This window comes from Paracoccus pacificus (genome assembly GCF_042680785.1).
In the GTDB taxonomy this organism is placed as follows: domain Bacteria; phylum Pseudomonadota; class Alphaproteobacteria; order Rhodobacterales; family Rhodobacteraceae; genus Paracoccus; species Paracoccus pacificus.
In genome coordinates, this window is sequence record NZ_JBHUEN010000043.1 from 276133 (window position 1) to 302608 (window position 26476).

Below are 26476 nucleotides of genomic sequence, written 5' to 3' on the forward strand. Positions count from 1 at the left end.
GACATGTCCAGCATTTCGACCGATTTCGACGGTCAGACCATCATCTGCACGTTTGAAGTAACCCCCGGCACCGCCCAGGATCTGCTGGAGGCGCTGGAGGACGCGTATCGCGATGTCATCAGCAAGCAGCCGGGCTTTGTTTCGGCGTGGATGCATATGAACGACGCCCATACGCGCATCTGCACCTATTCCCAATGGGCCGGGCGCGGCGATTATCAGGCGATGCTGCGCAATCAGGAAATGCGCGACCGGAACCGCCATATCTCAAGCCTCTGCAAAAGCTTCGAGCCGGTGATGTATGATGTCACGGCGGAATTTCCCGCCTGACGCTGCAATTGCAGAAAATGCGCGTGCATCTGCGGCGAATTGCCGATAGTCGTTAATCGTCGACGGTTCGGGGGCAGGATCATGGCAGGTCGCATAATCACCGTAGCGCAGCAAAAGGGCGGGTCGGGCAAAACCACGCTGACCGTCAATCTGGCCATATCGCTTTTGGCGCGCGGCTATTCGGTCGCCCTGATCGACACCGATCCGCAGGGATCCTTGGGCCGTTGGTTCATGGAACGGCGCGAACGGCCCGACACCGATCAGGACGAGGCGCTGGAATTTTCGACCTCGTCGGCATGGGGCGCCTCTTACGAGGGCGAAAAGCTGAAGAAAAACTATGATTTCGTGCTGATCGACACGCCGCCCAAGATCGATTCCGATCTGCGCCCGGCCTTGCGCGTCGCCGATCTGGTCATGGTGCCGGTGGCGACAAGCCATGTCGATCTGTGGGCGACCGAGGGGGTTCTGGACCTGACCCGGCGCGAAAAGCGTGGCGCGATGATCGTGATGAACCGCACCCGCCCGGGCACGCGACTTGCCGTCGAAGTGGCCGAAGCCGCCGCCGAGCTGGAGGCTTCGGTCGCCGGCGCGCATCTGTCGAACCGCGTCGCCTATGCCGAGACGCTGGGGCAGGGTCTGGGTGTGATCGAGCGCGCAAGGTCCGGCCCCGCCCGGGACGAGATCGACGCGCTGACCGACGAGGTTCTGGCCGCGGTAAATTGACTGGCGTAAATTGACTGCCGTCAACCGATTGGCCTCAGCTTGCCGGAGGCTCAGGTCTGGATGCCGCCGCGGGCGATATCGAACACCGCCTGCACCAGTTTGGAGCTGCGGCGTTCTTGCAGACAGATTAGCGCCTCATCCATGATCAGCTGATCGTCCGGTGCCAGCCTGATCGGGACCAGACGCGGGTCGACGCCGAATTCCGCCATCGAAACGAAGCCGACGCCGCCGCCCGAGGCGACGATTTCGCGCACCGCTTCGCGCCCCTCGGCCTCGATCGCCGGTTGCAACTCGACACCGGCGGCGCGGGCGGCCATTTCCAGCTTGGTCCGGGTCTTTGACCCACGCTCACGCAGGACCAGCGCATGGTCGGCAAGCTCGGGCAGGGTCATCCGCTGCCGGTTCGCCAGCTCATGCGTGACGGCCACAAAGGCGATGATGGGCGAGGCGCTGAGGCGCAGGCAGTCAAAGTTGTTCAGCGTCGGCAGTTCGCCCAGAATTCCCAGATCGGCCTCATAATTGTAAAGGCTGGTGACGACGGTTTCGGTATTCCCCGCCCTGACCGAGATCCGCACCCCGGGATAGCGCCGACGAAAGGTCGACAGGATGTGCAGCAGGTGATGGGCGCTGTCGGCCACGATACGCAGGTTGCCCGATTGAAGCGCGCGGCTTTCCGACAGCAGCCCGACGGCCTCTTGCTCGTTGTCGAACAAGCGCCGGGTGATCTGCAAAAGCTGTTCGCCGGCGCTGGTCAGTGTCACCTGTTTGCGCATGCGGTTGAATAACAATACATCATACTCGGCTTCCAGCTTGCGGACCTGATCCGAAATGGCAGGCTGTGTCAGAAGCAATTCCTCGGCGGCACGGGAAAAACCGCCGCAGATCGCGACATAATGAAATGCGCGCAACTGGACATATCGCATCGGTGCCCCGAAATAAAAGTGATGGTATGATCAAAACTAACGATTTGATTTATGATGCGCAATGAGGCTGACTGTTGCGCCAATAAGAAAAAGGCCTGACACATGCATCCGCTTCTGATCCTGCTGAACCTAGCCGCCGCCGTGATGTTGCTGTTGTGGGCCGTTCGCATGGTGCGGACCGGGGTGGAACGGGCATGGGGCGCCTCGCTGGCCGGGGCGCTGCGGCGCGCGCGGGGCGGTGTCGCCGGCATGGCGACCGTCGGGACGATGCTGGCCGTGGTTTTGCAAAGCGCGACGGCGGTCGGAATCCTTGCGGTCGGCTTTGCCGCATCGGGGATCATCGGCGCGGGGGCCGGTATCGCCGCCTTGCTGGGCGCCGATTTCGGGTCGGCGCTGGTCGTGAAACTTTTGTCCTTTGACCTGGGCGAGTTGGTTCCGATCCTGATTCTGGTCGGCGCGACGCTGTTTCTGAAAGTCGAGAATCGCACATGGCGTCAGGTCGGCCGGGTGGCGCTGGGCATCGCCTTTGTCCTTTTGTCGCTGCGCATGATCGGCGAGGCGACCGAGCCGCTGCGTGAAAGCGCCGTTCTGCCGCAGATCGCGAACTATCTGCGGGGCGATCAGTTGACGGCCTTCGTCTCGGCGGCGATTCTGGCGTGGCTGCTGCATTCCTCGGTCGCGACGCTGTTGCTGCTGGTCCAATTCGCGGCCAGCGGGTTTCTTCCGGTCGAGGCGGCGGCACCGATGGTGCTGGGCGCGAACCTTGGCGGCGCGATCGTCGCGGTCTGGCTGACCCGGGGGGCGGGGCTTCCGGCGCGGCACATTCCGCTTGGCAACCTGATCTTCCGTGGCATCGCCGCGGTGATCTGGCTGGTTCTGCTGCAATTCGTTCCGTCGCCCCTTCAATACCTCGGCGACGGGGGCGGGGTGCAGCTCGTCAACTTCCATGTGCTGTTCAATCTGAGCCTTCTGGTTTTTGCGCTGCCCTTCGTCGGCGTGGTCGAGCGGCTGACGGCGCGGCTGTGGCCGGTCGCCGATGACGACGCCGAGATCGGCGCCGCCTATCACAGCGCGCTGGACCGCAATACCGTCAACCAGCCCCGGCTTGCGCTGGCCAGCGCCCGGCGAGAGCTTTTGCGGATGGGCGAGGCGGTCGAGGCGATGCTGCGCCCGGCGCTGAACATGCTGGACGGCGGCGATCCCAAGCAGATCCTTCGGTTGCGGGCCATGGATGATGAGGTCAACCACCGCCATACCGACATCAAGCTGTTCATCGCCGAGGTGAACCGGGGCGAGTTGACCCCCGAAGAGGCGCAGCGCGGGCTGGAGCTTGCGTCGATGGCGATTGATTTCGAGGCGATCGGCGACCTGATCGCCAAGAACCTGATGAATCAGGCCGATGAAAAGGCGCGGCGCAAGCTGCAATTCTCGAACGAGGGCTGGGCTGAACTGAGCACGATTCACGCCCGTGTGGTCAGCAACCTGCACATGGCGCTGAACGTGCTGGTATCCAGCGACCCCGACACCGCCCGTCAGCTGGTTTCCGAAAAATCCGTCCTGCGGCGGATGGAGCGGGACAGCCACGACAAGCATCTTGCCCGGCTGCGGCAGGGGCATGCGGAAAGCGTCGAGACCAGCGACATCCATCTGGAGGTGGTGCGGTCGCTGAAAGAGATCAACTCGCTGTTGGTCAAGGTCGCCTATCCGATCCTGGCCGAACGTGGGGATCTGCTGGAAAGCCGGCTGGCCGGGGATGATGACGCATCGCAGAAATTTATGATCTGATTTATATTATCGATTTTACATATGTAACTTCACATGAGATTTTGCCGGCAGACCTTCGGTTGCAAAGGATCATGACCGAAATGACGAATGCCGCATTTCCCATGCCCGACCCCAAGATGGGCGAGCCTTACCTGCTGACGCCCGGCCCTTTGACCACGGCTTTCAGCGTCAAGGAAGCGATGCTGAAGGACTGGGGGTCATGGGACGACGATTTCCGCGCGATGACCAGATCACTATGCAATCAACTGGTCGCTTTGGCCGGCGGCGCCGCGGGCGAACTGGTTTGCGTGCCCATGCAGGGCTCGGGCTCGTTCGCGGTCGAGGCGATGCTGGGCACGATGGTGCCGCGCGACGGCAAGGTTCTGGTGCTGGCCAACGGCGCGTACGGTCTGCGCGCGGCGGAGACGCTGCGGGTGATGGGGCGCGCCCATACGCTGATCGACAAGGGCGACTATCTGCCGCCGCGCGGGGATGAGGTGGGTCGGGCGCTTGATGCCGATCCCGCGATAACCCACGTCATCGCCATTCATTGCGAAACCTCGTCCGGCATTCTCAACCCGGTGGCCGAGATCGCGCAGGCGGTCCACGCGCGCGGCCGCAAGCTGCTGGTCGATTCCATGAGCGCGTTCGGCGCGGTTCCGCTGGACGCCGGTCAGATCGGCTATGACGCCATGGTTTCATCGGCCAATAAATGCATCGAGGGCGTGCCCGGCTTTGGCTTCGTGATCGCCCGCAAATCGGCGCTGGAAGCCGCCAAGGGCAACGCCCATTCGCTAAGCCTTGACGCTCATGCGCAATGGGCCACGATGGTCAGGACCGGCCAGTGGCGCTATACCCCGCCGACCCATGTCGTCGCCGCCTTCCTTGAGGCATTGCGTCTGCATGCCGCCGAGGGCGGCGTTGCCGGTCGCGGCGCCCGATATGCGCTGAACCGCGATGTGATGGTGGCCGGGATGCGCGATCTGGGGTTCGAGACGTTGCTGGCCGACCGCTGGCTGTCGCCGATCATCGTGACCTTCTTCAACCCGGCCCATCCGAATTTCGACTTTCAACGGTTCTATCAATTGATGAAATCCAAGGGTTTCATCATCTATCCCGGCAAGCTGACCGTGGTGGACAGCTTCCGCATCGGCTGCATCGGACGCATGGACGAACATGTGATGCGGCGCGTCGTCACCGCCGCGGCGCAATCGCTTGCGGAAATGGGGGTCGACAGTGCCGCGCCCCCCGCCGCCGCCATCGCCGAGCGCGCCAAGCTCGCCGCCTGACCTATTCAACGAACGGAAACCGACATGAACGCCCCTTCCCGCACACCCGTCGTGGTCAACGACCGCCCCTATCCCTGGCCCAAGGTTCCGGCCATCGCGATCTGTCTGGACGGTTGCGAGCCCGCCTATCTTGATGTCGCCATCGCGCAGGGCTTGATGCCGACGCTGAAACGGATGCGCGAAACCGGGACCGACCGGCTGGCGCATTCGGTCATTCCGTCCTTCACCAACCCCAACAACCTGTCCATCGCCACCGGCCGCCCGCCGGCCGTGCACGGGATCTGCGGCAACTATCTGTACGAACGCGAAACCGGCAAGGAAGTGATGATGAACGACCCGCGCTTCCTGCGCGCGCCGACGATCTTCAGCCGCTTTTACGATGCCGGGGCGCGGGTCGCGGTGGTCACCGCCAAGGATAAGCTGCGCGCCCTGCTGGGCGCCGGTCTGCGCTTCGATCAGGACCGGGCGATCTGCTTTTCCTCGGAGAAATCGGACGGAACGACGGTTGCCGAAAACGGGATCGAGAACGCCAGCGCATGGCTGGGACGCCCGGTCCCCGAGGTTTATTCGGCCGACCTGTCCGAGTTCGTGTTCGCCGCCGGGGTCAAGCTGCTGGCGGAATGGAAACCGGATGTGATGTATCTGACCACGACCGATTACGTGCAGCATAAATACGCCCCCGAAGATCCGCAGGCGCAAAGCTTCTACAAGATGTTCGACGGCTATCTTGCGCAGCTAGATGCCCTTGGCGCGGCGATCGTGGTGACCGCCGACCACGGGATGAAGCCCAAGCATCTTGCCGATGGCAGTCCCGCGGTGATCTATGTGCAGGACCTGCTGGACCAGCGTCTGGGCAAGGATGCCGCGCGGGTGATCCTGCCCATCACCGACCCTTACGTAGTCCATCACGGCGCGCTTGGATCCTTTGCGACCGCCTATCTGCCCGACGCTGCGGACCAGGCCGGGATCATCGCTTGGCTGTCGGAAGTGCCGGGCATGATGCTGGTCGTGGACCGCGACGAAGCCGTGCGGCGGTTCGAGCTTCCCCCCGACCGGATCGGCGATATCGTGATGATCTCGGGCGAGAACATGACCCTGGGCACCAGCGCCGACCGGCATGATCTGGCCGCGCTGAACGAGCCGCTGCGCAGCCACGGCGGCTTGACGGAACAAGAGGTGCCCTTCATCGTCAATCGCAGGATCGCGCTGCCCGCGCAGCCCGAGCTGCGCAACTTTGACGCCTTCCTTTATGCCTGCACAGCGGCGGCGGTATGAACATGCTGAAAAAGACCCCTCCGATCCAGACCCGGCACGAAGCGATGCGCATCGCCGGCCGCAAGGTGGACAGCAAGGACCGGATCCCGGTTCAATACCCGTGGACGGGCGAGGTGATCGGATCGGTGCCCGCCGGGACCGCCGAACACGCGGCCGAGGCTTTTGCGATCGCCTGCGCCTATCAGCCGACGCTGACCCGCTATCAGCGTCAGCAGATCCTGCTGAACACGGCAAAGATCATCAACGACCGCAAGGCCGAGCTTGCGCCGATCATCACCGCCGAACTGGGCATTTCGCTGGCCGACGCGCTGTATGAATGCGGTCGCGCCTATGATGTCTATACGCTCGCCGGGCAGATGTGCATTCACGACGACGGCGAGATATTCTCGTGTGATCTGACCCCGCATGGCAAGCAGCGCAAGATTTTCACCACCCGCGAGCCGTTGCGGGCGATCTCGGCGATCACGCCCTTCAACCACCCGCTGAACATGGTCAGTCACAAGATCGCGCCCGCGATCGCGACCAACAACTGCATCGTGGTGAAGCCGACCGAACTGACGCCCCTGACCGCGATCTGGCTGGCCGACGCGCTGTATGAGGCCGGGTTGCCGCCCGAGATGTTGTCGGTCGTGACCGGGCTGCCCGCCGATATCGGCGACGAGATGATCACCAATCCCGATTTCGATCTGATCACCTTTACCGGGGGCGTGCCGGTCGGAAAGCTGATCGCGCAGAAGGCGGTCTACAAGCGGCAGGTGCTGGAGCTTGGCGGCAATGACCCGCTGATCATCTGCAACGATCTGAGCGATGCCGATCTGGCCAAGGCGGCCGATCTGGCGGTGGCCGGCGCGACCAAGAACTCGGGCCAGCGCTGCACGGCGGTAAAGCGCATTCTGGTACAGGAATCGGTCGCCGACCGCTTTGTGCCGCTGGTGCTGGAACGGGCCCGCGCGCTCAGTTTCGGCGATCCGATGGACCCCAAGACGGAACTTGGTTGCGTGGTCAGCGAAAACGCCGCCGAGACGTTCGAGCGCCGGGTCATCGAGGCCGAGGGGCAGGGCGCGAAGATCCTGTATCATCCCGGCCGGCAGGGGGCGCTTTTGCCGCCGATCGTGGTGGATCACGTTCCCCATGAAAGCGAGTTGGTGATGGAGGAAACCTTCGGCCCCGTCATCCCCGTCATTCGCGTGCCCGATGACGATGCCGAGACGATGAGGATCTCGAACGCGACCCAGTTCGGCTTGTCCTCGGGGGTCTGCACCAATGATTTCCGCCGCATGCAGCATTACATCCGCGGGCTGGTCGTGGGCACCGTGAACATCTGGGAGGTTCCGGGCTATCGGATCGAGATGTCGCCCTTTGGCGGTATCAAGGACAGCGGCAACGGCTATAAGGAAGGCGTGATCGAGGCGATGAAAAGTTTCACCAACGTCAAAACCTTCTCGCTTCCATGGCCGTGATTGACCCCTAGCCGCCCGCATCCACAAGCCGTCATCGTCCGGGCCGGGGCAGGTGCCTCGGCCTGGTCCACGCGCATTTCAGGTGCCGGATGAGCCTGTTGCCGCTAAGCCTTGTCCTGTTCGCGGCGCTGCTTCATGCGACGTGGAACGCGCTGGTCAAGGCGGTCGACGACCGGGCCGGCGTGCTTGCGGCGGTATCGGCGACCCATGCGGTTTTCGGGCTGATACTGGTCCTGACCATGCCCGCGCCGTCGATACCAAGCTGGCCGATGATCGCGATCTCGGCGACGTTGCATTACGGCTATTACATCCTGCTGTTCCGGTCATATGCGCATGGCGACCTGAGCCAGGTCTATCCGATCTCGCGCGGGTTGGCGCCGGCGCTGGTCGCGCTTTCGGCGGTGGTGCTGATCGGAGAGGTTCTGCCGCCGGCGGGATGGTTCGGCATCGCGCTTGTGTCGCTGGGCGTGGGGCTGCTGGCGCTGCAAAGGGGCGCGGCGCATGCGTCGGGGCAGGCGGTGCTGTTGGCGATCTATCTGGGCGTCCTGATCGCGGCCTATTCCGTGGCGGACGGCATCGGCGTGCGCCGCGCGGACAGCGTTTTCGGCTATATCGGCTGGCTGTACCTTCTGGAATTTCCGGTGCCGCTGGCGATCGCGATCGCGCGGCGCCGAAAGGGGCGCGGGTTCAGCGCACGCACGCTGTCATGGGGCCTGTTCGGCGGCATATGCGCCGTGTCGGCCTATGCGATCGTGCTTTATGTCAAGACCATCGCACCGCTGGGCGCCGTGTCCGCCGTGCGCGAATCAAGCGTCATTTTCGCCGCCCTGATCGGCATCGTCTTTTTCCGCGAAAGACCGGTGGCCGGCCGGCTTCTGGCTGCTGCGATCGTCGGGGCCGGGGTGATGGCGCTGGCACTGGCTTGAGCTGAAAAAACCATCGTGCTGCCTTATGCTGTCATAAAAATTATAGATTTTACTTATTATAACGCTTCCGCACATTTTGAGTAATCCGGCCGATCGCCCTGTGGGGAATCGTCGTCTTGGTGATCGCGCCGTCGTTAACGACCAGATCAACGCCGCCTTTGCGGTGCCGTTCAAAAAACCATCTGGCTTATGAAAAGCGGGGAAGCGAAGATGAAACTGAAATCCATGCTGGCGGCCACGACCTTTCTGGTGCTGGGCGCCCTATCCGCGCGGGCAGAGACCGAGCTGACGGTCTATACCGCGTTCGAGGCCGATCTGCTGGAACGCTATGCGGCGGCCTTCAACAAGGATTATCCCGATATCAAGATCAACTGGGTCCGCGATTCGACCGGCGTGGTCACGGCAAAGCTGCTGGCCGAGAAAAACAACCCGCAGGCCGATGCGGTCTGGGGGTTGGCCGCGTCGTCGCTTTTGGTGCTGAAATCCGAAGGCATGCTGGAACCCTATGCCCCGGCTGGTCTGGATAAGCTGGACAAGCGTTTCTACGACGCCGATACGCCGCCGTCCTGGGTCGGGCTGGACGCCTGGATCGCGGCGATCTGCTATAATACGGTCGAGGGCGAAAAGCTGGGCCTGACCGCGCCCAAGACCTGGGAAGATCTGACCAAGCCCGAATATGCGGGCCATGTCGTGATGCCGAATCCGGCGTCGTCGGGAACCGGCTTTCTTGACGTATCGGCATGGCTTCAGACCTTTGGCGAGGAAAAGGGCTGGGACTTCATGGACCGGCTGCACGCCAATATCGCAAGCTATACCCATTCGGGGTCAAAGCCCTGCAAGATGGCGGCGGCGGGCGAAACGGTCGTCGGCATCTCATTCGCGTTCCGTGGCGCCCAGTCCAAATCCGAAGGCGCGCCGATCGAGGTCATCACGCCGACCGAAGGGCTGGGCTGGGACATGGAAGCGGTCGGCATCATGGCCGGCACCGCCAATCTCGAGGCCGCGCAGAAGCTGGAGGACTGGTCGGTCTCGCCGGCGGCCATGGCGCAATATGCCGAAGGTTATGCGGTGGTCGCACTGCCCGGCGTCGTCGCCGATATTCCGAACTATCCCAAGGATGTCACGGAAAAGATGATCGACAACGATTTCGAATGGGCCGCGACCAACCGCGACAAGATCCTGTCGGAATGGTCGAAGCGTTACGAAAGCAAAAGCGAACCCAAATCCTGATCGGCAGCAAAAAGGGCGCCGCGCTGAACCAGCGGGCGCCCGCAACCAATGGACGTGCGACATGAATATTAGGACCGGATCCCTGATGCCAAGCGCCCCCGTCAAACCCGACAGCTATCTGGAAATCTCGGACCTGTGGAAATCCTTCGGGGATTTCGTCGCCTTGCGGAATATCTCGCTGGACGTCGCGCGGGGTGAATTCATCTGCTTTCTGGGGCCGTCCGGATGCGGAAAGACCACGCTTCTGCGCGCCATTGCGGGGCTTGACCCGCAGTCGCGCGGCACGATCCATCAGGATGGCCGGGATATTTCCAGATTGCCGGCCTCGCGCCGGGATTACGGCATCGTTTTTCAGTCCTATGCGCTGTTTCCGAACCTGACGGTGACGCGGAACATCGCCTTCGGGCTGGAAAACACCGGCCGCCCAAGGGCGGAAATCGCCACCCGCGTCGCCGAGCTTCTGGCTTTGGTCGGGCTCGCGGATCACGCGGACAAATACCCCGCACAGCTTTCCGGGGGCCAGCAGCAGCGCGTGGCGCTTGCCCGCGCCATCGCGATCAGCCCCGGGCTTCTCTTGCTGGACGAGCCGCTTTCGGCGCTGGACGCAAAGGTCCGCGTCCATCTGCGCCATGAGATGAAAGAGCTTCAGCGCAAGCTGGGCGTCACCACCATCATGGTCACCCACGATCAGGAAGAGGCGCTGGCGATGGCCGACCGTATCGTGGTGATGAACCACGGCGTGATCGAACAGATCGGCACCCCGACCGAGATATACCGCGATCCCGCCTCGTTGTTCGTGGCCGATTTCATTGGCGAGACCAACCGCATCCGCTGCCGTTACAGCGATGGCGCGGTGACCATTGGCGGCAGCGTGCTGCACACAAGGACCGCAGGCCACCGGGACGGCGCCGATGTGATGATGGCGATCCGCCCCGAGGATGTGCTGCCGCATTCGACCGGCCATGACGCGGTGAAGCGGCCGAACCATCTGGCCGCGCAGGTCACCGGGATGGAGTTCCTCGGCTCGTTCTGGCGCATGCATCTGCGCAGCGCCGAGCTTGGCGATACGCCGCTTCTGGCGAATTTCTCGATGAATGCGGTGCGGCGGTTCGACCTGCATCAGGGCGATGACCTGACGGTCGAACTGCCGCCGGACCGGGTTCTGATCTTCGCGCAGGCGGGTTGAGTGATGGCGGTGACGCAAGCACTTCCCGCGGGGCGCGCGGTCTCGCTGCGACTGGATGCGGACGGCTGGATCAAACGCGCCTTCATGGCGGTGATCGCGCTTTACCTTGTCATCACCCTTGCGCTGCCGCTTTACACGATGCTGTCGCGGTCCTTCGTCACCTACGGCTTCGATCTGGACGCCTATGAGCTTCAGGTCAGCGACGAGACCGGCCGGAACTTCGCCCCGCCCGTCACCGCCGCCGCGCTGAACGCGCAATTGCAGCGGTTCGCGCCGGCCGATCTGCGCAGCTCGGCCGAGGGGCGGATTCCGGTCGTCGATCTGTTTCCGGATTTCAGTTTTCGCAGCCCGGTCGTCTATCGGTTAAGGGCCGCCAAGCCCGACGCGCAATGGCTTGTCGGGCTGGATCCGGTCAGCTCGACCGACTGGCAGGAATACGACAGCAACAGCTTTCGCCGGGTCAGCCTGCGGCCGGTCGCGACGGCGGGATTTCAGAACTATGCCGCCTATTTCGGCAATCCCGCCCTGTCGCGGTCGATCGTGAACTCGCTGACCATCGCGACGATCAGCACGCTGTTCACCGTGCTTGCCGCCTTTGGATTTGCCTTTGCGCTGAACCGCAGTTGCATGCGGCTCAAAGGGCCGATGAAAATGATCGCGATGATGCCGATCCTTGTGCCGTCGCTGTTGCCGGGCATCGCGCTGATCTACCTTTTCGGCAAGCAGGGGATGCTGAGCGGGCTTTTGATGGGGCACTCGATCTATGGCCCGCTTGGGATCGTGATCGGATCGGTTTTCTTCACCTTCCCGCATGCGCTGATCATCATATCGACGGCGCTGTCGATTTCCGACCAGCGCCAATACGAGGCGGCCGAGGCGCTGCGTGCCTCGCGCTGGCGCACGTTCTGGACCGTGACCATACCGGGCGCGCGCTATGGGCTGATCTCGGCGGCATTCGTCACTTTCACGCTGGTGATCACCGATTTCGGCCTGCCGAAAGTCATCGGCGGCCAGTTCAACGTGCTGGCGATCGACATCTACAAGCAGGTGATCGGCCAGCAGAATTTCGAGATGGGGGCGGTCGTTTCGGTGGTGCTGCTGGTGCCGGCGGTGCTGGCCTTTCTGATCGACCGCTATGTCCAGCGGCGGCAGGTGTCGCTGCTGTCGTCGAAATCGGTACCCTATCAGCCACGGCCGCGCGCGGGCTTCGACAGGCTGTGTTTCGGCTGGTGTGCGCTGGTGGCGCTGTTCATCCTTGCCATCATCGGGACCTGCCAATTGGCCGCGATGGTCAAATTCTGGCCCTATGACCTGTCGCTGAGCCTGAGGAACTTCGCCTTCGACCGCATGGATGGCGGCGGCTGGGGGGCATATTGGAACTCGATCCGGCTGGCGTCGCTGACGGCGGTCATCGGCACGGTCATCGTATTCACCGGCGCCTATATGGTCGAAAAGCTGGACGGCTTCGCGGTCGGTCGCGCCGCGTTCCAGTTTCTCGCCATGCTGCCGATGGCGGTGCCGGGGATGGTGCTTGGCCTGTCCTATATCTTCTTTTTCAACAACCCGGCCAATCCGCTGAACGCGATCTACGGCACCATGACGATTCTGGTGATTTCGACCATCACGCATTTCTATACGGTCGGCCACCTGACAGCCCTGACCGCGCTGAAACAGATCGACCCCGAGTTCGAGCCGGTCGCCGGGTCGCTGCGGCAGCCGTTCTACCGGGTCTTTGCCCGGGTGACGGTGCCGATCTGCCTGCCGGCCATTCTCGACATCATGATCTATCTGTTCGTCAATGCGATGACGACCGTCTCGGCGGTGGTGTTCATCTATTCGACCCACACGGCGCTGGCCTCGATCGCGGTGCTGAACATGGATGACGCGGGCGACATCGCACCGGCGGCGGCCATGGGCATGATGATCTTCTACACCAATGTCGCCGCCCGCCTGCTGCATGCGCTCTTGTCGCGCCGGATCCTGCGCCGGACGCAGGCATGGCGACGGCGCTGAGACATGAACCCGCCGGCCGGCCTGGCCCGGTCCGTAGCTGAAACCGGAAAGATCATGACCCAGACCCTGCCCTCACACGCCCGCGCCGTCATCATAGGCGGCGGGATCGTCGGTTGTTCCGTCGCCTATCACCTGACCAAGCTCGGTTGGACCGATGTCGTCCTGCTGGAGCAGGGCCAGCTTTCCAGCGGCACGACATGGCATGCCGCCGGGCTGGTGGGACAGTTGCGCAGCAGCGCCGGCATGACCGGCCTGGTCCGCTATTCGACCGAGCTTTATGCCGGGCTCGAGGCCGAAACCGGGCTGGCCACCGGCTGGAAGAACTGCGGCTCGATCTCGGTGGCGCGCTGCGACGACCGGATGACCGTGCTGCGGCGCACGGCTGCCTCGGCGCGGGCGCAGAACGTCGAGGTCGAGGTCATATCGGCCACCGAGGCGCGGGACATGTGGCCGGTCATGGATAGCGCGGACCTGAAAGGGGCGGTCTGGCTGCCGGGCGACGGCAAGGCCAATCCGACCGACCTGACCCAATCGCTGGCCAAAGGCGCCCGCAGCCGCGGCGCACGGATCCTTGAAAACATCCGGGTGACCGGGATCACGGTCAGGGATGGCCGCGCTTGCGGGGTTCAGACCGCGCAAGGCGATATCGCCGCCGAAATCGTGGTGAACTGCGCCGGGCAATGGGCGCGCAAGATCGGTCAGATGTGCGGCGTCGCCGTCCCGCTGCATTCGGCCGAGCATATGTATGTCGTGACCGGCAAGATCGAGGGCGTGCACCCCGAGCTGCCGGTCTTGCGTGATCCCGACGGTTATATCTATTTCAAGGAAGAGGTCGGCGGGCTGGTCATGGGCGGCTTTGAGCCCGAGGCGAAGCCATGGGGCATGAACGGCATTCCCGATGACTTTCAATTCTCGCTTTTGCCCGACGATTGGGATCAGTTCGAGATCCTGATGGAAAACGCGCTCATCCGCGTGCCGGCGCTGGCCAATACCGAGATCCGCAAATTCTATAACGGCCCGGAAAGTTTCACCCCCGACAATAATTTCATTCTGGGCGAGGCGCCCGAATTGCGGAATTTCTTCGTCGGTGCGGGGTTCAACTCGATGGGTATCGCCAGCGCCGGCGGGGCCGGGCGGGCCTTGGCCGAGTGGATCGTGAACGGTGCCCCGACCATGGACCTGTGGCCGGTCGACATCCGCCGCTTTGCCCGGTTCAACAACAATGGCGCGTGGCTGCATGACCGGGTCAAGGAAACACTGGGTCTGCATTATGCCATGCCATGGCCGAACCGCGAGCTTGATACGGCGCGACCGCTGCGACGCTCGCCGCTGCATGACCGGCTTGCCGCCAAGGGGGGCAGCTTTGGCTCGAAGATGGGTTGGGACCGGGTGAACTGGTTCGCCGGGGCCGACCGCCCGACCCGGACCGGCTACGGTTTTGGCCGCCAGAACTGGCATGACTCCGTCGCGCGCGAGGTGCAGGCCACACGCGACGCCGCGGCGGTCTTTGACCAGAGCTCGTTCGGCAAACTGTTGGTGCAGGGGCGCGATGCGGCGCGGGAACTGAACCGGATCTGCTCGGCGGATGTGGACGTGCCCCCCGGCCGCTCGGTCTATACCGGGATGCTGAACGAACGCGGCGGTTATGAAAGCGACCTGACCGTGTTGCGGCAGGCGCAGGACCGGTTCCTGCTGATCACCGGCTCGGCCCAGCCGGTGCGGGACATGGACTGGATCAACCGCAACCTGTCGCCCGACGCGCATGTGATGGTGACCGATGTCACCTCGGGCTATGCGGTGATCGCCGTCATGGGGCCGCAATCGCGCGCCGTGCTGTCGCCCTGACCCCCGAGGATCTTTCGGACGGCGGCTTTCCGTTCGGTGCCGTGCGCGAGATCGACCTTGGCTATGGCACCGGCTTTGCCCACCGGATGAGCTATGTCGGCGAACTGGGGTGGGAACTGATCGTGCCCACGGAAATGGCCGCCGGGATCTATGACCTGCTGGATGCGAAAGGCGCCGATCTTGGCCTGACCGATGCCGGCTATTACGCCATCGAATCCATGCGGCTGGAAAAGGGCTATCGCGCATGGTCGCGGGAACTGACGCCGGACATCACCCCCCATGAGGCCGGGCTTGGCTTTGCCGTGGCGATGCAAAAGCCCGATTTCATCGGCCGGCAGGGGCTGATCGCGGCACGATCCACGGGCGCCGCGCCAAGCCGGCGCATCGTGCAATTCACCCTGAACGACCCTGAACCCGTGCTTTGGGGCGGCGAGGCGGTCCTGCGTGACGGCACCACGGTGGGGGAATTGCGGTCGGCTTTCTACGGCTACCGGCTGGGCCGCTCGGTCGGGTTGGGTCTGGTCCATTGCGACGATGGCGTCGGTGCCGATTTCATAAGCAGCGGCACCTGGGAAATAGACCTGGCCGGCGCGCGGCTGGCTGCATCCGCGCATATGCGCCCGGCCTATGATCCGAAATCCGAGCGGATGAAATAATAGGCCGGTCCGACGAGATGGTCGCCCGTGATCGCGCGGCTTTTTTCGTGCCGCTTATCTTTCTGTGGCGAGGAAATGGCTTGTCAGCTTTGTTCACTTGCTGGATATTCCCCAAAAATAAACCCATCAAAGGATCAGGGATTTGCCAGGGGTCAAGATTTTATCAGCGTTTGCGTTTGTTACGACCCTTGCCGCGTGCGGCGGCGGCAGCAGCGGGGGCGATAATGGGGTAGTGGTGCCTCCGCAGCGCAGCTTTGCCGAACTGACCGCCGAGACCAATCGGCTGAGTGCAAAATTCAAGCGATTGCAGGCGACGCCGGTTGAAAATATGCCGACTGCCGGCACGGCCAGATACACCGGCATCGGCGGTGTGGCCATTCGCAATACTGACGGCACGTCAACCGCAGGGCTGGGTGAGGCGCGCGTGGATGCGGATTTCGCCAGATCGACCATCTCGGGCCGGATCAATCAGATCAAGTCGGATCCAAGGGGCGCAGCGGTCAGCGGCGAAATCGGCCTGAACGGCACGATCTCGAGGCAGACGGTCATTGGAACAACCTCGGGCAAGCTGACGGTCAACGGTGAGGCCTTCACCACCAACACCAATTTGGTCGGGACATTCGCGGGAAATACCGCCGGGGCTTTCGGCGCCCTTGGCGAAGGCACCGCGGTCAGTGCTGCGCGCCGCACGCCGGTCGCGATCGTGGTTGCCACCGAAAAGCAATAACACCAACTGCTTAAGGCCTTTTGGCGAAGCTTTGTTCTTGTCCGTCGCGTCTGGTGCGGTATGTATGGTCCCCTCACAACAAGACGCAAGGGCACAAGCATATGATCAGAGCAACGAGTATTTTGGCAATCATGGTGATCACCGGGCTTTCGGCCTGTGGCGGCAGCAGTGGCGGCGGCTCTTCCAACACGCCAAGCCGCAGCTTTGCGGAACTGAGGTCGGATGCCGACCGTCTGGACAGAAAACTGGGCAGCATGAAGGAAACCCAGGCGCGGAATATGCCGACCTCGGGCACGGCAACATATAAGGGTATCGGGGCTGTGGCGCTGGAAAATGCCAATGGGTCGGAAACCGAAGGGATCGGCGAGGCGCGGCTGAGCGCGAATTTCGCCAATTCGACCGTCGCGGGGCGGATCAGCCAGATCAAAGGCGACCCGAGAAAGGCGAATATCAGCGGCAATATCGACCTGAACGGCAGGATCATCGGCCCGAAGGTTGGTGGCAGGACCACGGGGCAACTGGTGGTGAATGGCGAAAGTTTCACCACGAACACCGATATGGTCGGTTCATTCGGTGGCAAGAAAGCCGGCGCCTTCGCAGCCTTGGGCGACGGGACCGCGGTCAGCGGCTCGCGGCGGTTGCCGGTCTCGGTGGTGGTGCTGACCGAAAAGCAATAACGCCGGCGGCTTGATGCCTTCTGACGAAGCTGTGTTCTTGCCCGCCGCGTCTGGTGCGGTATGTATGGCCCAACCAGAACAAGAAGCAAGGGCACAGGCACATGATCAGAGCAACGAGTATTTTGGCAATCACCGTGATCACCGGGCTTTCGGCCTGCGGTGGCGGCGGCGGCGGGGGCCGCAATGACGGCCCCAGCTTTGCCGATATCGCGCGCAGCGGCGACAAGATCCTTTACCGGTACGAGGGCACGCCCGCGACGGCGCTTGCGAACATGCCGACCTCGGGCAAGGCCGGCTATCGCGGCGTGGTCGGCGTCGATGTCGACAACGACAACAAAAACCGCGCCAGTTTCCGCGACATGGACGCGGTGGGCGAGGCGAAGCTGACCGCCGATTTCGGCTCGTCATCGGTGACCGGCAAGCTGGACAACTTCAAGGGCCGCAACGGCTATGGCAAGGTTTCCGGGACGATGAATGTATCGGGCCGCATCGTCGGCAACCGGATCTCGGGCTTGACCAGTGGTGTCATGAAGGTTCCGGGACAAGAGACCGCGGCCATCGGCACCACCTTTGGCGGCGGCTTCAAGGGCACCGGGGCCGAGTCGCTCTATGGCTCCGGGACCGGCAAGGTCGGCAAGAAGTCGGTCTATATCCAAGTTCAGACCACACAGTGAGGCTTGGCGGTGCGCTGGCGGGCGTTGCCGCCGTGGTTGGCGTTGCCGCCGCCGCATCCGCCGAGGATCTGACCCAGCCGTGGCAGGCCGCATTGGGCGCGGCTTCGCAGCGGCTGTCGCTGTATTCCGTGACCCGAGCCGCGCCCCCCGGATCCGAGGAATATATCGCGGGGCGCGCGCATCTGATGGGCGTGGACCACAAGGCCGGGATCGAGTTTCTGGGCAAGGACTGGTTCGCGCGACCCATCCTGACCTACGAATCCAACTTCAACGACAAGATCCCGGGCCGCACGATCAAGCTGGGCGGGTTGACCTTCGTGGTCGCCCCCGAGGACCGGGCCAAGGGCGGGGGCGTGGTGGGCTTGCGTGCCGGCGGGGCGGCGGTCTGGTCCTATGCGCAGGGCAGCACGATCACCGCCGCGACCGAAGTCGGCCTGCGCTATCTGCCGGCGCATGACCTGACCCGGGTCAACGCCGATCTGTCGGTCTGCGCCACGAACTGGCTGGGCGGCTGGACCTGGGCCGACGCCTGCGCCGCCTATTTCCACATCAACCGCAACGACGGCGAAGAGGTTGACGAGCGGCAGTTCAGTCTTGGTCTGACCAATGATTTTTCGGCCGCCGGCGCGGATCACGAGATCAGCGGCGGGCTGCGCCTGACCGAACGGCCGGCCTATTCCAAGACCTCGGTCGACCTGTCGTGGGAGGGCGCGCTGCCGCAGATCGGGGCGCTGCGCATGGGCGCGATGTGGGGCGAGGAAATTCCGGGTCAGAACACATCGGTCCGCGGCGTGAACCTGCGCCTTGCACGACCGATCCGGGACCAGCCCACGGTGATCGGCATCGATGTTCAGTGGACAAAGGGGGCGCAGATCTTCGGCTTTGACCGGACCGACCGGATCGTCGGTGTCAGCGTTCAGCGGCAGGTCTGGCGCGATGTGACAGCGACGCTGCAACTGCGCCAGACCGATTCCAGCGTCGACGTATTCGACGAAACCACGGCGTCGCTTGATTTCAGCTTCGCCAACTGGCGGTTTTAATCAAGCTCGACCGGGGCGAAGGGCGCGGTCAACTCGGCCTTCTTCTCTTTTTTGTCATAGATGCAGATCATCCGGTCCGGATCGCCCTCTTGCGGGGTCAGGGTCACGATCGCGGCGCCGAAATTTTCGGATCCGAAAGGATTCACCTCGATCGCGATGTCGCCCGGATCCTGCACCAGATCGCGGCAGGCCTGATCAACCTCGGCCTGAAACGCGGCCCAGGCATCATCCGACGAGGCCAGCGCCGGCGTCACGGTGACGAATGAAACGGCAAGAACGGTTATACCAAGTCTCATATCCACGGTCCCTTTCGGTTGGTTTTGTCAGAAACGTCGGGCACTTGCGGGCGGTTCGAACACAAAGCCGTGGGAAACCCGCAGGCCTCGGTTGGCGTTATGCCAACAGTCCCGGCAACAGCCGGTAAAAAGGAGGAAACGAGATGCGCATGAAACTGGCAATCCCCGCGGCCCTTGGCGCGGTAACGCTGCTTACCGCCTGTCAGCCGGCGGATACCACAACCGTCGTGGTAACGCCGCCCGCCGATTGTAACGCGGCGGCGTATCAGCAGTATGTCGGCCAGAAATCCCCGGCGATCAGTCTGCCGGCGGGTACCGAGTTCCGGCACTATCGCACCGGCGATCCGGTCACGATGGACCTGAACCCGGCGCGGGTGAACTTTGAATATGACCGCACCGGCAAACTGGTCAAAGTGACCTGCGGATAAGATGAAATGCGCGGGGGCGGGCGGCACGCTGCCCGTCCCGGCGGCGTTCCGCCGCGCCGCGCCTTCCGCCGATCAAAGCTGAAGCGTGGCCCAACCCGCCAGCAGCAGCGCCAGACCCGAGGCGACTGTGCGGATCTGGTTCCAGAACTGCCAGCGACCCGAAAATTCGGTCCATATCCGTTTCGCCTCGGCCGGATCAGCGGGCACGGGGATGGCGGCCAAGGCCTGATTCATCGGCACGTTGACGGCCATGGTCAGAACCAGCCCGCCCAGCCCATAGACCAGCGCGGCGGCAAGAAACGCCAGCGCCGCCGTTCCGCTTTGCGCCCTGACCACGAAAGCGGTCAGCGCCAGCACGACCGGCGTGCCGAAAAACACCGTCGCGAACACCAGATTGAGAACCGAGGCGTTCATGGCCTGCATCGCCTGAATCGCGACGGCCGGATCGGTCGCGTCCAGTCCCCACATGGTCGAACAGACCCAAGCGAAGAAAAATCCGAATATCGCGCCGGTGAACAGCAATGACAGCAGCGGCATGATCATAAGCATATGAACCTCTTGACTGAATACGGTTCATGGTGCCCCTGATCCGGGCGAAAGGCCAGCCGCGGCGGAATCAGTCGCGGCGGCGCCTGGAACGTTTGTTGCCGCCGCGCTGTCCCGCCCGCCCGGCGGTCGACCGGCCCGAGGATTTCACCGCCGCCTCGGCGGCCTCTTCGATCGCGGACTGGCGGGCCAGCGGATCGTCGGCGACCGCAAGCTCGACCGCTTCCAGACGCTTGACCTCGTCGCGCAGCCGTGCTGCGTCCTCGAACTCGAGGTTTTCGGCCGCCTTGCGCATCTGGGCGCGCAGCGCGTCCAGATGGGCGGCCAGATTGGCGCCGACCATGGGTTTTTCCACCCGCGTGGTGATGCGGGCCTGATCGGTATCGCCCTGCCACAGCCCGGCCAGCACGTCCTCGACGTTCTTGCGCACGGTCTGCGGCGTGATGCCATGGGCGTCGTTATAGGCCTGTTGCTTGGCGCGGCGACGGTCGGTCTCGGCGATGGCGCGTTCCATGCTGCCGGTCATGCGGTCGGCATAAAGGATCACCCGGCCATCGGCGTTCCGCGCCGCTCGGCCGATGGTCTGGATCAGCGAGGTTTCCGACCGCAGGAAGCCTTCCTTGTCGGCGTCCAGGATTGCGACCAGCCCGCATTCGGGGATATCCAGCCCCTCGCGCAGCAGGTTGATGCCGACCAGCACGTCAAAGGCCCCAAGCCGCAGGTCGCGCAGGATCTCGATCCGCTCCAGCGTGTCGATGTCGCTGTGCATATAGCGGATCTTGATGCCCTGTTCGTGCAGATATTCGGTCAGATCCTCGGCCATGCGCTTGGTCAGCGTGGTGACCAGCGTGCGATACCCGGCGGCGGTGACGCGGCGCACCTCGTCCAGCAGATCGTCGACCTGCATTTCGACGGGCCGGATCTCGACCTGCGGATCCAGAAGGCCGGTCGGGCGGATGACCTGTTCGGTGAACACCCCGCCGGTCTGGTCCAACTCCCATTCCTTGGGCGTGGCGCTGACAAAGATCGACTGCGGGCGCATCGCGTCCCATTCCTCGAACTTCAGCGGCCGGTTGTCCATGCAGGAGGGCAGGCGGAAGCCATGCTCGGCCAGTGTGAACTTGCGCCGGAAGTCGCCGCGATACATGCCGCCGATCTGCGGCACCGAGACGTGGGATTCATCGGCAAAGACGATGGCGTTGTCGGGGATGAACTCGAACAGCGTCGGCGGTGGCTCGCCCGGCGCCCGGCCGGTCAGATAGCGCGAGTAATTCTCGATCCCGTTACAGGTTCCCGTCGCCTCCAGCATCTCGAGGTCGAAATTCGTCCGCTGCTCCAGCCGCTGCGCCTCCAGCAGCTTGCCCTCGGCCTCAAGCTGCTTCAGCCGGGTCGCAAGTTCGGCCTTGATGCCCTTGATCGCCTGCTGAAGCGTCGGGCGCGGGGTCACATAGTGGCTGTTCGCATAGATGCGGATCTGCTTGAAATTGTCGGTTTTCTGGCCCGTCAGCGGGTCGAATTCGGTGATGCTTTCCAGCTCATTCCCGAAGAAGGAAAACCGCCATGCGCGGTCTTCAAGGTGGGCGGGCCAGACCTCGACCACATCCCCGCGCACGCGGAAACCGCCGCGCTGAAAGGCGGCGTCAAGCCGGCGGTATTGCTGTGCCACCAGCTCGGACAGAAAGCCGCGCTGGTCATAGGATTGGCCGACGACCATGTCCTGGGTCATCGCCGAATAGGTCTCGACCGAGCCGATGCCATAGATGCAGGACACCGAGGCGACGATGATCACATCATCGCGTTCCAGCAGCGCCCGCGTGGCCGAGTGGCGCATCCGGTCGATGGCCTCGTTGATCTGCGATTCCTTCTCGATATAGGTATCGCTGCGGGGCACATAGGCCTCGGGCTGGTAATAGTCGTAATAGCTGACGAAATACTCGACGGCGTTGTCGGGGAAGAAGCCCTTGAACTCGCCATAAAGCTGCGCGGCAAGGGTCTTGTTCGGGGCAAGGATGATGGCGGGGCGCTGCGTGTCCTCGATCACCTTGGCCATGGTATAGGTCTTGCCGGTGCCGGTCGCGCCCAGCAATACCTGATCACGCTCACCCTCATTCACCCCGGCCGCCAGTTCGGCGATCGCGGTGGGCTGGTCGCCGGCGGGGGCGAATTCCGATTTCATCACGAAACGCCGGCCACCTTCCAGTTTGGGACGGGTCACTTCGGGGAATCGGGCGATGGGGGCGTTGGTGTTGTTATGGGCCACGGTTTCACCTTTGTTCCGGTTTCCAATCTGGCCATTCGCCGCCCGGATGCAAGGGCGCGTCAGTCCGTATTCAGCACATCCTCGCCGATTATGATCTCATCGCCCCGTTTGAACACCAGCCGGGCGGTCGGTTCCGAACCATCCGCCGGATAGCGCGTCAGCAGGCCGTTCCTGATCTCGTAGCGGCCGGCGTCGCTGCTGCTGTTGCTGGCGGTAAAGCCGCCGGTGGAATTGCCGGCGCCGTCGGTGAAACCGGCACTTGCCCCGCCAGAGGATTCGCCGCCATAGGTGCCGTCCTTGCGGAACACGGTCACCGAGCTGCTGTGGACCCCGCCTGAGCCGACAGCCGGGGAAAACCCGCTGTAATAGAACCAAGAGATACTGCCCGCCATGGTGCTGCCATCGGGCAGGGGCTCCACGGGGTAAAGCGTGGCCCGCCCGTCGTTCAGCGCCCCGTCCTCGATCGTCAGCGTGTCGAACGTGCCGTCGGCCATGGCCAGCGTCACCTGATTTCCCGCGACAGTATAGGTCCCGTAATCGGTGTCCGTCGGTTCGCGCAGCGTCGCCGGGTCGGGCGGGGTCAGGCCATTGGGCGGCGATCCGTCATGGTAATAACCGTTCGGCCAGAACACCAACAGATGCGAGCGGGCATCCATCCGCATCATCATGTCCATACCCAGCGAGCTTTGCATCCAGGTCCCGAAATAGGCGCCGTTCAGTGGCCCCGGTTGCGCACGGGGCATCAGGGGCGGCGCGCCGTTGCTGACATAGCGGGTGGTGAGAAGCAGGCCGGACAGGAAGGACTTGAAGCCGTCGGCGGATTGCTTGATCTGTTCCGCATCATCCATGTCGCCGCGAAACCCGATCGGCTGGAAACGGTCGCCGACCTGATAGCCGGCCAGAACCATCAGATCGCCATCGACTTTCAGCCCTTTCATGGCAAAGGGATAGCCGGCCTCATTCCCCTCCTCGACGGGGCCCAACGATTTGACGCTCTCATCGTCATCGTCAAGAAACAGGCGCGGGTTGGCCTCGATGAAGTCCCGCAATTGCCCCGAGGCGGGTTGCGAACGGCCGATATAGAAATAGCAGTTCCCGCAGGGCTGATCGTCGTCGGGGGACAGAAGCTGAAACTCCGGCGTGCGTTTCAGCACCTCCCACCCCGGGGGCACCACGAAGATCGAGTTGCTGAACTGGCGCATCTCTGCCGTCGCCGGAAAAGCCGCAAAGGCGGCAAAAGCGGTACATGTGAACGCCGCGCGCGCGGGAAACCCCAACATGAACATACCTGTAACCGGGACGATGGCTCAGCTTACGGGGCCTGAGCTTTGCCCGGGCTTGGGGCTTTGGCAATCGCTAAATAAACGCCTTCTTAGCCGGCCGGGGCAAAAACCCCGCAGGCCAGCCGGTCGCCCGCGTTACCGGCGGGCTGGCCGGCGTAATCATCGGCGCCCGCATGCAGGATGAATGCCGCGCCATCGGCATCGGTCAGCACATCGGCGGGCAGATTCGGGACGAAATATTCGACCATCACCGTACCGGTTGCCGGCGCGTGGACATTGGGTAAATCACCCTGATGCGGGCCTTGGGCATCCATCACCCCATGCGCGCGCCCCCCGGCCAGATGACCGCCGGCGGATTTGAAATCCGGCCCGTCGCATGTCCCCGTCTCGTGAATATGGGCGCCGTGGACGCCCTCCGGGACGCCGGACAGGTTCAGCGTCACAAGCGCCATGCCCGAAGCAGTGTCGGCCACGGAAACCATGCCCATCGCCGTGCCGTCGGCGGTGACAAGCTGCGCGGTGACGGGGGGTGCCGCGGCCGGCGCGTCCTGCGCGTGGCCGGGCAGCGCGGTGACCGCCGCGGCCAGGAATAACAGCGCGCCCGCAACCCAGGCGCCACTCGGTCGCGCCCTGTGCCCCGGCTGCGGTATGGCTTTGGTCGTCGCGAAGAAGCGTTGCATGAAAGAACCCTTTCGTTGCGCGCCCGGCCGTGGATGGCCGTGGTGTATCAGACCGAACGTGACCTGAACGGGATGGTTCCGGATTCAAGCGGGGCCTTGATCCGGCGCCCCCGATGGCTGATAAGATCGGCAAGGATCAAAGGGGAAAGATCAGCCATGCGCGCCCGGATTTATCAGCCCGCCCGCAACGCCATGCAATCGGGCACCGCCCGCACCCGTCAATGGGTGCTGGAATTCGCGCAATCCGATTCCCGCGAGATTGATCCGCTGATGGGCTGGACCAGCTCGGACGATACGCAAAGCCAGGTGCGGTTGCGCTTTGACGACCGCAAATCGGCCGAGGATTACGCGCGCGAGCGTCACATCCCCTATACCGTGATCGAGCCGCAGAAGCGCGCGTTGAACATCCGCCCCCGCGGCTATGGCGAGAATTTCGCCACCGACCGCCGCGCGCCCTGGACCCATTAGGGCCGCGAGCCGTTTGGACGGGGGACGGCACGGTTCCGGCGATGTCGATCAGCAACACCATTGTCATTGCGCGTGAATCGCCTCTGGGCGCCGATCTGGCGCTTTTGCATCGGCGCCACACGCAGGACATGCACGCCGAAACCCCGCCCGAAAGCATTCATATGCTGGACGCCGGGCAGCTTGCCGATCCGGACATCGCGTTTTTCGTGTTGCGCGAGGATGGGCACCCGGTCGGCATGGGGGCGGTCAAACGGCTGGACGCCGGACATGGCGAAATCAAGTCGATGCATATTCTGACCGAGGCGCGGGGGCGCGGATATGCGCGCCGCATTGTCGAACATCTGCTCGCCCATGCCCGGGCTGAGGGGATGGGACGGTTAAGCCTTGAAACCGGCTCCGAGCCGATTTTCGAGCCCGCACGGCAGCTGTATCTGCGTGCCGGCTTTCAGGAATGCGGGCCGTTCGCCGGTTATGTTGAGGACCCGAACAGCGTTTTCATGACCCGCGCGCTGTAAGGCGGGGCTTGCACCGGACCCGAAGCTGACGCAAAAGCCCAGTCACGCGGTCCCGTAGCTCAACTGGATAGAGCAGCCGACTTCTAATCGGCAGGTTGAGGGTTCGATTCCTTCCGGGATCGCCAGTTTTCCGAACCGGTGTCGTTCGTCGCGAATGGCGGGCGTGGCGCGCGCCAATGAAACCCCGCGGCGATGAAAACCAGCGCCAATGAAAAAGGGCCGGGAAAATCCCGACCCTTCGGTTGTCCGACCCGGACCTTGATCAGTTGCGGTTGCCCATGAACTGAAGCAGGAACATGAACAGGTTCAGGAAGTCCAGGTACAGCTGAAGCGCACCCATGATCGCCGACTTGCCCAGAAAATCATGGTCGGTATTGGCCAACGCCAGATAGGTGTTCTTGATGTTCTGGGTGTCGAAAGCGGTCAGCCCGGCGAAGATCAGCACACCGATCGCCGAGATCGCAAAGTTCATCGCGCCCGACTGAAGGAAGATGTTGACGATCGACGCAACGATCAGCCCGATCAGACCCATCAGCAGGAAAGTGCCCCAGCCGGACAGGTCACGCTTGGTGGTATAGCCCCAAAGCGACAGGCCGCTGAACGCGATCGCGGTGACCAGGAAGGTCTGGATGATCGAGTACGAGGTGAACGAAATGAAAATCCAGCTGATCGACACGCCCATCAGCGCGGCGAAAGCATAGAACAGCACGGTCGCGGCCTGAACCGAAAGACGGCTCAGCGCGGCGCCAAAGGCAAAGACCATGACCAGCGGCGCGAACATCACCACCCATTTCAGCGGCGACAGATACAGCGTCTTGCCGAATTCGGTCAGATACTTGCTGCCCAGTTGCCATTGGGTCGGTTCGGGCGAAACGGAAAGGACGTTCATCCCCCATGCCGCCAGCGCGGTCACCAGCATGCCAACGGCCATCAGACCGTAGACGCGGTTCATATAGGCCCTCAGGCCCTGGTCCACGACGGCGGACCGGGTACCGGTCTGCGCAGTGCGGATCGTGTTATAGTCAGCCATCAAAGCCTCCGGTTAGTAAAGCGGCCCGCGGGTATGCGGACCTCTGCGAACGAATATCGGGGTACGAGGCCCTCAAATCAAGATCGTAACACGGAAAAACCCACTGTTTCATTTGGTTTTTAAGGGAATCCGGCCGATCACATTATTGCCAGCCGGCACGCCCGCCGATGCCGATCGCCGGGTGGCCCCGATACCGGCATCCGCGGTGTCCCGTCGGCTCGCCGGAAAGGCGGCC

At 63.3% G+C, this 26476-nt stretch carries 24 protein-coding genes, 1 tRNA gene and 1 pseudogene; 19 read left to right on the forward strand and 7 right to left on the reverse strand.

The features are described 5' to 3' along the window. Positions 1-3 precede the first annotated feature (3 nt). Both ACFSCT_RS13820 and parA read left to right on the forward strand, forming a co-directional pair. Positions 4-327, forward strand: coding sequence for an antibiotic biosynthesis monooxygenase family protein (locus tag ACFSCT_RS13820; RefSeq protein WP_379143645.1), 324 nt, complete (start codon positions 4-6; stop codon positions 325-327). A gap of 81 nt (positions 328-408) precedes the next feature. Next, on the forward strand, positions 409-1050 hold the full coding sequence (gene parA / locus ACFSCT_RS13825; RefSeq protein WP_379143647.1) for a ParA family partition ATPase: 642 nt from the start codon (positions 409-411) through the stop codon (positions 1048-1050). Positions 1051-1100: 50 nt separating this feature from the next. Here the strand turns inward: parA and ACFSCT_RS13830 are convergent, their stop codons facing one another. After that, positions 1101-1973 (reverse strand): LysR substrate-binding domain-containing protein, encoded by an 873-nt coding sequence (locus tag ACFSCT_RS13830; RefSeq protein ID WP_379143649.1) that lies wholly within the window; start codon positions 1971-1973, stop codon positions 1101-1103. 102 nt (positions 1974-2075) lie between these two features. On the opposite strand from ACFSCT_RS13830, the gene ACFSCT_RS13835 reads away from it, so the two are divergent. From ACFSCT_RS13835 to ACFSCT_RS13895, 13 genes and pseudogenes are all read left to right on the forward strand, one after another. Continuing rightward, positions 2076-3758, forward strand: a complete 1683-nt coding sequence (locus tag ACFSCT_RS13835; RefSeq protein WP_379143651.1) for a Na/Pi cotransporter family protein — start codon at positions 2076-2078, stop codon at positions 3756-3758. Positions 3759-3829: 71 nt separating this feature from the next. Beyond that, entirely contained in the window at positions 3830-5026 is a 1197-nt protein-coding gene (locus ACFSCT_RS13840; protein WP_379143653.1) for a 2-aminoethylphosphonate--pyruvate transaminase, read from the forward strand. A gap of 24 nt (positions 5027-5050) precedes the next feature. Beyond that, positions 5051-6301, forward strand: coding sequence for a phosphonoacetate hydrolase (gene phnA, locus ACFSCT_RS13845; protein WP_379143655.1), 1251 nt, complete (start codon positions 5051-5053; stop codon positions 6299-6301). Further along, positions 6298-7761, forward strand: a complete 1464-nt coding sequence (gene phnY / locus ACFSCT_RS13850) for a phosphonoacetaldehyde dehydrogenase (RefSeq protein WP_379143657.1) — start codon at positions 6298-6300, stop codon at positions 7759-7761. Before phnA ends, phnY begins: the two co-directional genes overlap by 4 nt. A gap of 89 nt (positions 7762-7850) precedes the next feature. After that, positions 7851-8687 carry an EamA family transporter gene (locus ACFSCT_RS13855; RefSeq protein WP_379143659.1) on the forward strand — a complete coding sequence of 279 codons (837 nt, stop codon included), beginning with the start codon at positions 7851-7853 and terminating at the stop codon, positions 8685-8687. Between the two features lie 210 nt (positions 8688-8897). After that, positions 8898-9917, forward strand: coding sequence for a putative 2-aminoethylphosphonate ABC transporter substrate-binding protein (locus ACFSCT_RS13860; protein ID WP_379143661.1), 1020 nt, complete (start codon positions 8898-8900; stop codon positions 9915-9917). An 85-nt stretch (positions 9918-10002) separates the two neighbouring features. Next, positions 10003-11103 carry a putative 2-aminoethylphosphonate ABC transporter ATP-binding protein gene (locus ACFSCT_RS13865; RefSeq protein WP_379143663.1) on the forward strand — a complete coding sequence of 367 codons (1101 nt, stop codon included), beginning with the start codon at positions 10003-10005 and terminating at the stop codon, positions 11101-11103. A 3-nt stretch (positions 11104-11106) separates the two neighbouring features. After that, on the forward strand, positions 11107-13116 hold the full coding sequence (locus ACFSCT_RS13870) for a putative 2-aminoethylphosphonate ABC transporter permease subunit (RefSeq protein WP_379143665.1): 2010 nt from the start codon (positions 11107-11109) through the stop codon (positions 13114-13116). Between the two features lie 54 nt (positions 13117-13170). Beyond that, positions 13171-15617, forward strand: a pseudogene (locus ACFSCT_RS13875) (GcvT family protein). Between the two features lie 142 nt (positions 15618-15759). Then, positions 15760-16344 carry a transferrin-binding protein-like solute binding protein gene (locus tag ACFSCT_RS13880; protein ID WP_379143667.1) on the forward strand — a complete coding sequence of 195 codons (585 nt, stop codon included), beginning with the start codon at positions 15760-15762 and terminating at the stop codon, positions 16342-16344. 101 nt (positions 16345-16445) lie between these two features. Next, positions 16446-17021: a transferrin-binding protein-like solute binding protein gene (locus ACFSCT_RS13885; RefSeq protein ID WP_379143669.1), complete on the forward strand. Its 576-nt coding sequence runs from the start codon at positions 16446-16448 to the stop codon at positions 17019-17021. A 101-nt stretch (positions 17022-17122) separates the two neighbouring features. Continuing rightward, the gene (locus ACFSCT_RS13890; protein WP_379143671.1) at positions 17123-17695 is read left to right on the forward strand and encodes a transferrin-binding protein-like solute binding protein; all 573 of its coding nucleotides are present in this window, start codon (positions 17123-17125) and stop codon (positions 17693-17695) included. Continuing rightward, entirely contained in the window at positions 17692-18735 is a 1044-nt protein-coding gene (locus ACFSCT_RS13895) for a hypothetical protein (protein ID WP_379143673.1), read from the forward strand. The genes ACFSCT_RS13890 and ACFSCT_RS13895 overlap by 4 nt, the downstream gene beginning before the upstream one ends. On the opposite strand, the gene ACFSCT_RS13900 is transcribed toward ACFSCT_RS13895, so the two are convergent. Then, positions 18732-19031, reverse strand: a complete 300-nt coding sequence (locus ACFSCT_RS13900; RefSeq protein ID WP_379143675.1) for a hypothetical protein — start codon at positions 19029-19031, stop codon at positions 18732-18734. The genes ACFSCT_RS13895 and ACFSCT_RS13900 overlap by 4 nt on opposite strands. 143 nt (positions 19032-19174) lie before the next feature. Here ACFSCT_RS13900 and ACFSCT_RS13905 point away from each other — a divergent pair, with 143 nt between their 5' ends. Beyond that, positions 19175-19459, forward strand: coding sequence for an I78 family peptidase inhibitor (locus ACFSCT_RS13905; RefSeq protein WP_379143677.1), 285 nt, complete (start codon positions 19175-19177; stop codon positions 19457-19459). 72 nt (positions 19460-19531) lie between these two features. On the opposite strand, the gene ACFSCT_RS13910 is transcribed toward ACFSCT_RS13905, so the two are convergent. The 4 genes from ACFSCT_RS13910 to ACFSCT_RS13925 all read right to left on the reverse strand — a co-directional run bounded on the left by ACFSCT_RS13910 (position 19532) and on the right by ACFSCT_RS13925 (position 24228). Continuing rightward, positions 19532-20008 carry an anthrone oxygenase family protein gene (locus tag ACFSCT_RS13910; RefSeq protein WP_379143679.1) on the reverse strand — a complete coding sequence of 159 codons (477 nt, stop codon included), beginning with the start codon at positions 20006-20008 and terminating at the stop codon, positions 19532-19534. A 67-nt stretch (positions 20009-20075) separates the two neighbouring features. Continuing rightward, on the reverse strand, positions 20076-22265 hold the full coding sequence (gene uvrB, locus ACFSCT_RS13915; RefSeq protein ID WP_379143681.1) for an excinuclease ABC subunit UvrB: 2190 nt from the start codon (positions 22263-22265) through the stop codon (positions 20076-20078). A 59-nt stretch (positions 22266-22324) separates the two neighbouring features. Further along, positions 22325-23545 (reverse strand): hypothetical protein, encoded by a 1221-nt coding sequence (locus tag ACFSCT_RS13920; protein ID WP_379143683.1) that lies wholly within the window; start codon positions 23543-23545, stop codon positions 22325-22327. Positions 23546-23637: 92 nt separating this feature from the next. After that, entirely contained in the window at positions 23638-24228 is a 591-nt protein-coding gene (locus ACFSCT_RS13925) for a superoxide dismutase family protein (RefSeq protein ID WP_379143685.1), read from the reverse strand. A 156-nt stretch (positions 24229-24384) separates the two neighbouring features. On the opposite strand from ACFSCT_RS13925, the gene ACFSCT_RS13930 reads away from it, so the two are divergent. From ACFSCT_RS13930 to ACFSCT_RS13940, 3 genes are all read left to right on the forward strand, one after another. Beyond that, the gene (locus ACFSCT_RS13930; RefSeq protein WP_379143687.1) at positions 24385-24696 is read left to right on the forward strand and encodes an ETC complex I subunit; all 312 of its coding nucleotides are present in this window, start codon (positions 24385-24387) and stop codon (positions 24694-24696) included. Between the two features lie 41 nt (positions 24697-24737). Next, on the forward strand, positions 24738-25211 hold the full coding sequence (locus ACFSCT_RS13935; RefSeq protein WP_379143689.1) for a GNAT family N-acetyltransferase: 474 nt from the start codon (positions 24738-24740) through the stop codon (positions 25209-25211). Positions 25212-25259: 48 nt separating this feature from the next. Beyond that, a tRNA-Arg gene (locus tag ACFSCT_RS13940) sits at positions 25260-25336 on the forward strand. 137 nt (positions 25337-25473) lie between these two features. Here the strand turns inward: ACFSCT_RS13940 and ACFSCT_RS13945 are convergent. Further along, positions 25474-26241: a Bax inhibitor-1/YccA family protein gene (locus ACFSCT_RS13945; RefSeq protein WP_379143691.1), complete on the reverse strand. Its 768-nt coding sequence runs from the start codon at positions 26239-26241 to the stop codon at positions 25474-25476. Positions 26242-26476 lie beyond the last annotated feature (235 nt).